Annotated in this window: 6 protein-coding genes and 1 pseudogene; 6 read left to right on the top strand and 1 reads right to left on the bottom strand. The window is 36.9% G+C overall.

Annotated elements, in window-relative coordinates; all coding sequences use genetic code 11:
- Positions 1–84 precede the first annotated feature (84 nt).
- The 6 genes from HUN22_RS14630 to galE all read left to right on the top strand — a co-directional run bounded on the left by HUN22_RS14630 (position 85) and on the right by galE (position 6,507).
- Complete coding sequence (locus tag HUN22_RS14630) at positions 85–915, top strand: glycosyltransferase (RefSeq protein ID WP_174730757.1); 831 nt, start codon at positions 85–87, stop codon at positions 913–915.
- Between the two features lie 12 nt (positions 916–927).
- Positions 928–1,548: a sugar transferase gene (locus HUN22_RS14625; RefSeq protein ID WP_087090605.1), complete on the top strand. Its 621-nt coding sequence runs from the start codon at positions 928–930 to the stop codon at positions 1,546–1,548.
- 24 nt (positions 1,549–1,572) lie between these two features.
- Complete coding sequence (gene galU, locus HUN22_RS14620) at positions 1,573–2,448, top strand: UTP--glucose-1-phosphate uridylyltransferase GalU (RefSeq protein ID WP_174730754.1); 876 nt, start codon at positions 1,573–1,575, stop codon at positions 2,446–2,448.
- Between the two features lie 117 nt (positions 2,449–2,565).
- Positions 2,566–3,828, top strand: a complete 1,263-nt coding sequence (locus tag HUN22_RS14615) for a nucleotide sugar dehydrogenase (protein ID WP_016143978.1) — start codon at positions 2,566–2,568, stop codon at positions 3,826–3,828.
- On the top strand, positions 3,825–5,495 hold the full coding sequence (gene pgi, locus HUN22_RS14610; RefSeq protein ID WP_174730751.1) for a glucose-6-phosphate isomerase: 1,671 nt from the start codon (positions 3,825–3,827) through the stop codon (positions 5,493–5,495). The genes HUN22_RS14615 and pgi overlap by 4 nt, the downstream gene beginning before the upstream one ends.
- Positions 5,488–6,507, top strand: a complete 1,020-nt coding sequence (galE, locus tag HUN22_RS14605; protein WP_174730748.1) for a UDP-glucose 4-epimerase GalE — start codon at positions 5,488–5,490, stop codon at positions 6,505–6,507. Before pgi ends, galE begins: the two co-directional genes overlap by 8 nt.
- An 80-nt stretch (positions 6,508–6,587) precedes the next feature.
- On the opposite strand, the pseudogene HUN22_RS18015 reads toward galE, so the two are convergent.
- Positions 6,588–6,848: pseudogene (locus HUN22_RS18015) on the bottom strand (acyltransferase family protein); the annotation flags it as partial.

The following is a 6,848-nucleotide window of genomic DNA, read 5'->3' as shown; positions in this document are numbered from 1 at the left end:
TGAAAGTACTTACTGGTTCTCCAGAAAAGTACAGCCTGATGTAATTTCAGAATTTATTAAGTTTAGAGGTTTGGGTTTAAAATGATGAGTTTCTCAGTCTTAAGCTCTATTTATCATAAAGAACATCCATTACATTTTAATTCATGTATGGAAAGTATTTGGGATAAACAAACTTTAAAACCTACAGAAATTGTTTTAATTGAGGATGGTCCTTTAACATCTGAATTAGATCAAATTATTGCTAAATGGCAAGAAAAACTAGGTACAGTTCTTCGTGTTAAAAAACTTGAACAAAATGTTGGAACAGGTAAGGCAAAAAATATTGGATTGCAAGAATGCACCTATGACATTGTTTGTATTGTTGATACAGATGATATTTATGTGCCAGAAAGATTTGAAAAACAAATCAAATTTTTAGAAAAAAACCCTGATGTATCAATTGTAGGTGGACAAATTCTTGAGTTTGTTGAGGATACTCAAAATCCGACAGGTATGCGTAACGTTCCTTTATCAAATGAAGATCTAAGAAATTATGCAAAGAAGCAAAGCCCATTTAATAATATGACAATTACCTATCGAAAGTCCCATATTCTCGAGGTTGGTGGCTATCAACATCATTTGTGGATGGAAGACTATAATCTCTTTTTACGGGTGATCGCCAAGGGGCATAAAATTCAGAATTTACCAGATGTATTGGTTTATGCACGTATCGATAATGGTATGCATGGACGTCGTAAAGGTTTCCAATATATTAAAAGTGAAAAACAGTTACTAGATTTAAAAAAACAACTAAAGTTACAAAATCCTCTATATGCTAACATGCTGTTTCTGATACGGTCTGCGTTTAGACTGCTACCAGCAAATTTATTGGGTAAAATTTATAATACCTTTCTTCGTAAAGATATTAAAAAATGAGTGAATGAAAATATGAAGCGTTTAGTAGACATAGTCATTTCTTTAATAGCTTTAACTGTTCTGTCGCCAATATTTCTGATTGTTGCTTATAAAGTCCGTAAAAATTTAGGGTCACCCATATTCTTTTATCAAGAGAGACCTGGAAAGGACGGGAAATTATTTAAAATGATTAAATTCCGTTCGATGAAGGACGCTTTTGATGCTCAAGGAAACCCATTGCCAGATGAGGCTCGTATAACTCCATTTGGTCAAAAATTGCGCTCTACGAGTCTAGATGAAATGCCGCAATTGATTAATGTGCTTAAAGGTGACATGAGTGTAGTGGGACCTCGTCCAATGCTTAAAGACTTTGTTGCATTATATTCACCAGAGCAGGCGCGTCGTTTAGAAGTGCGTCCAGGAATGACAGGCCTTGCTCAGGTAAGTGGGCGTAATGAGCTCGATTATGAAGAGCGATTTAAGTGTGATGTGTGGTATGTCGACAATCACAATGTTTGGGTTGACTTTAAAATTATGTTTAAAACAGTCAAAGTGATGACTAAACGTGAAGGCATTAACGCGCCAGGACATGTTGGACCATCTTTATTTAAAGGTAATGATGCTCCAGAAAATGTTGATTCTTCTGTAAAGTAAATTTTATATCTTGAAATCTTTGTTATGATCAAAAAAGCAGTTTTACCAGTAGCCGGTCTAGGCACACGTTTTTTACCAGCAAGTAAGTCAATCCCAAAGGAAATGGTGACTGTTGTTGACCGTCCAGCCATTGAATATGTGGTGCGTGAGGCAGTTGAAGCAGGAATTGAACAAATTATTTTGGTAACTCACTCTTCAAAAGCATCAATTGAAAATTATTTTGATCGAAACTTTGAACTAGAAACCACATTAGAGCAAAAAAAGAAATTTGATTTACTTGCAGAAATTACCCAAATTGTTCCACCTCATGTGAGTGTTGTAAGTGTAAGACAACCTCAGCCTTTAGGTTTAGGGCATGCGGTTTTATGTGCAAAGAGCATTGTTGGTCAAGATGATTTTGCCGTGTTATTACCAGATGTGTTGGTGAAAGACGACTCGGGCCGAAATGATTTAACCCGTATGATTGCACGTTATGATGCAATTCAAGCCGCACAAATTATGGTAGAAGCTGTACCTGATAACCTTGTTGATCAATATGGGATTGTAGATGTAGCGCATAGCCCTAATGAGGGTGAAAGTATTGCGATGCAAGGCATTGTTGAAAAACCTCCTGTTGGCTCTGCACCTTCTAATCTTTCTGTGGTTGGTCGCTATATATTACCTGCAAAAATTATGCAACTTTTGGAGAATACACCAAAAGGTGCAGGTAATGAAATTCAGTTAACAGATGCGATTGCGATGTTACAAGAAACAGATATTGTTGAAGCCTATCGTATGCAAGGCCAAACTTTTGACTGCGGTAGTAAGGTCGGTTATTTAAAAGCTGTATTACATTATGGAATTCAACATCCTAAATTAGGGTCGGAATTTAAACAGCTAATTCAAGAGCTTAAGTTGTAATATTGTGTAGTTCTACTTAAGTATTTGTAAAAACTGCTGAATATAATAAACAATCAATATATTCTCTTCCCTTAACGGGAAGAGAAGTCTATAGAATATTAAAAAATCAGGTGTGCAATGAAAATCGCAGTGTTTGGAACCACCTTACACGCTGGTGTAATGGCAGCATTACTAGCTGAATATGGTAATCAGATTTATTGGTGCACAAGTGTCACCTGCGAAGAAAATATTTCTGTACTTTCCTATCAAGATCAAGAAGTTAATAATTATTTGAATAAACAAAGAAAATCGGGTTTTTTACAAGAAAGTCCTTTTTCTGCTATTCCTCTTGATGTTGAGGTTTATTTATTCTGCTTTAGTCCCACACAAATTCAACTTGCCTTAAATACGGTTGAGAAGTTAAGTCAACGTCCTATTGTTCATCCTAGATTAATGGTAAATGGTTCTACATTTGGCTTACATGGAACTGATCAGTTAAAAAAATATTTACCTAAAGACGAGTGGGTTTATTTTCCTGATGTAATTCAAGAGGGAAATGCCATTAACAGTGTATTGAATGTAAAGCATGTCATTGTTGGTGTTGAGTCCAATCATGCACGGGATACAATGCAAGAGCTGTTACGCCCATTTTTCCGTTTTAGTTATCAATACTTATTTATGCCGATCTTGGATGCTGAATTTACCAAACTTAGTATTTCTGGCATGTTGGCGACTCGCATTAGTTATATGAATGACTTAGCTATGGTGGCCGAGAAACTCGGTATTGATATCGCTAACGTGAAACATGGTATTGCCGCCGATACACGTATTGGTGCGGCTTATTTGTCCGCTGGAGTAGGTTTTGGCGGTGAAAATTTTTCGCATGATATTTTAACCCTTTCAAGTGCTGTTTCTGAAACTGGGGCGAAAAGTCGCCTTTTAGAGCAGGTATGGGCGATTAATGAACAACAAAAAGAAATTTTATTCCGTAAGCTATGGAATTATTATCATTGTAGTTTGAATGGTAAAACCGTGGCTATTTGGGGAGCATCTTTCAAAGAAAATACCTCAAGCATACATAACTCGCCAATTCATATTTTATTAGCTGCATTGTGGGCGCAAGGTGTAACAGTACGTTTGCATGATCCTCAAGCTTTAGATGAAATTGCCGCTACCTATGGTGACCGTGAAGATTTAGTACTGTGTACTGATCAATATGAGGCTGCTCAAGGCGCACATGCTTTATGTTTGGTTACTGCATGGAAACAGTACTGGAGTCCAGACTTTAAGCAGTTACAACAATTAATGCAACATCCTTTAATTTTGGATGGGCGTAATATTTATGACCCAGCATATGTAAAGGCTAAGGGCTTTGCTTATGAAGGAGTAGGTCGTTTATGAGTAAATCTATCGAGAAATTTCCTAAAGAATTGGTTTCACCTTTACTAAAATTACAGTTAATGGGTGAGAGAAATTCAAAGTTACAGATAAAAGAATTGTTCGCTTCAGAACCAGATCGCTTTCAACAATATTCTATAAAATTTGATCCATTGGTTTTTGATTATAGTAAGCATCGTGTTACTAAAGAAATTTTGGAACAATTGATTGCTCTTGCGAAAACTAAACAACTAAATCATTGGATTGAGCGTCTTTTTTCACAAGACAAAGTAAATTGTACAGAGCAACGTGCAGCAATGCATTGGGCACTGCGCTTGCCAGCTGATTACTCAAAGTTTCCAGAGTTGACGGCTCAAGTCCATAGCCAGTTGCAACGTATGTATGCCTTAGTGGAGAAGATCCATGCCGGCCAATATCGCGGTGCAACTGGTGAAGTGATTCAAGATGTTGTCAATATTGGTGTGGGGGGCTCTGATTTAGGCCCACAAATGGTCACCCATGCGTTGTCAGATTTTAAAGTGAAAACGGCTAAGCCTTTAAATGTTCATTTTGTATCGACAATGGATGGTAGTCAGTTATCGGAGTTGCTTCATCAACTTCGTCCAGAAACAACTCTATTTATTATTTCTTCAAAATCTTTTGGAACGATTGATACTTTATCAAATGCCCAAACTGTACGTCAGTGGCTTGAAAAAGCCTTGGGAACACATACTCGAGTTTTAAGAAGTCATTTTGTTGGTGTATCAACAAAAGCAGATAAAATGACTGAATGGGGGATTGCCCCAGAAAATCAGTTACTGCTTTGGGATTGGGTAGGTGGCCGTTACTCATTATGGTCATGTATTGGTTTGCCTATTGCGTTGAGTATTGGGGTTGAGGGTTTTCAGCAACTCTTAGCAGGCGCTCATACTGTCGATGAGCACTTTCAAAATACAAGTTATGAGCAAAATATTCCTGTTTTAATGGGATTATTAGGTGTTTGGAATAATAATTTTTTAAATATCCAAACTCATGCTGTATTACCCTATGATGGACGCTTAAAGTATTTCGCTGCGTATTTGCAACAGCTTGAAATGGAATCTAATGGTAAATCGGTGCAACGTAGTGGTCAGAAGGTCGAGTTAGATACTTGTCCAATTGTATGGGGTGAAGTCGGACCAAATGCTCAACATGCTTTCTATCAGCTTTTACATCAAGGGACTCAGGCAGTAAGCTGTGACTTTATTGCGCCAGTCCAACGCTATAATGCTGACCACTTTACTTATGTTGAAAATGCTGAGGCTTTGGTAGAGCAGCATCATCTTGCATTATCGAATTGTTTGGCACAATCACGATTATTGGCTTTTGGTAATGAAGCTTTAGACTCAACTGAGTTAGAAAAGCTTCCAATTTATAAACAATATGAAGGAAACCAACCGAGTTCAACCTTATTATTGAAAGAGTTGAATCCATATAGTTTGGGAATGTTAATTGCTTTATATGAGCATAAAGTTTTTGTGCAGTCTGTAATCTGGAATATTAACCCGTTTGATCAATGGGGCGTCGAAAAAGGCAAACAGATTGCTGATCAGCTATTACCTATTTTAAATGGGGTTCAAAATGATCTTTCATCATTAGATGCCTCAACACGTGGATTAATTAAAATATTATTAGGAAAAGTAGATGGCTAAAATCCTAGTTACTGGTGGAGCTGGTTATATTGGTTCACACACCTGTGTAGAGCTTTTAAATGCTGGCCATGAAGTGGTTGTTTTTGACAATCTATCAAACAGTTCTGAAGAGTCATTAACGAGAGTCCAAGATATCACACAAAAGAGTTTAGCTTTTGTTCAGGGTGATATTCGTAATGCAAATGAACTTGATCGCGTGTTTCAGGATCATTCAATTGATGCTGTAATTCACTTCGCAGGTTTAAAGGCAGTAGGTGAAAGTCAGGAAAAACCGCTGATTTATTTTGATAATAATATTGCGGGCAGTATTCAACTCGTTAAGTCAATGGAAAAAGCAGGTGTCTATACACTTGTGTTTAGCTCTTCTGCGACAGTATATGACGAGGCTAATATATCTCCATTAAACGAAGATATGCCAACGGGTATGCCAAGTAATAACTATGGCTATACTAAGCTGATTGTCGAGCAGTTATTGCAAAAACTGTCAGAGTCTAATTCTAAATGGTCGATAGCTTTACTACGCTATTTTAACCCAGTTGGCGCACATAAGAGTGGCCGTATTGGTGAAGACCCACAAGGTATTCCAAATAATTTAATGCCTTATGTGACCCAAGTTGCTGTGGGTCGCCGTGAGAAGCTGTCTATTTATGGCAACGACTACAACACTGTAGATGGGACTGGGGTACGTGACTATATCCATGTCGTCGATTTAGCGAATGCACATTTATGTGCACTAAATAATCGCTTAGAAGCAATAGGTTGCCGCGCATGGAACATTGGCACTGGTAATGGTTCATCAGTTTTGCAAGTTAAAAATACATTTGAGCAAGTTAATGGTGTACCAGTTGCTTTTGAGTTTGCACCACGTCGAGCAGGTGATGTAGCAACATCTTTTGCCGATAACGCTCGTGCAATTGCTGAGCTAGGTTGGCAACCGCAATATGGTTTAGAGGATATGCTTAAAGATAGTTGGAATTGGCAGAAGCAGAATCCAACGGGGTATAAGTTTTAAGCTTTTATTAATAACCAATTAGAAAGTGGATACTAGCTATATTATATCCACTTTCTAATATAGCAAATTTTAATAAAATATTAAGTTATTCTTTTTCCTATCTTAATTAAGGGTTTCTCATAAAAAATGTAGGCTAGCTTGGCTACGATGAGTGTGATAATAATAGTGGAAGTTATAATAAAAAGAGAGTTGGAGGTTATTTTTGCTAACATGATGTAGTAGTATACGAGAGGGTGAAGAAGGTAAATTCCATAAGTAGTTTCTCCTAAGTTTGCAAAAAAAAATGTAAATATATTAGTTTTTTTATAATTTAATTTATAAAATCCTAGTGTTAATAAAAT

The organism is Acinetobacter lactucae, from assembly GCF_013344765.1.
Classification (GTDB): domain Bacteria; phylum Pseudomonadota; class Gammaproteobacteria; order Pseudomonadales; family Moraxellaceae; genus Acinetobacter; species Acinetobacter lactucae_A.
The sequence above is the reverse complement of the archived record's forward strand: the minus strand, read 5'-3'. Positions and strand labels throughout refer to the sequence as shown.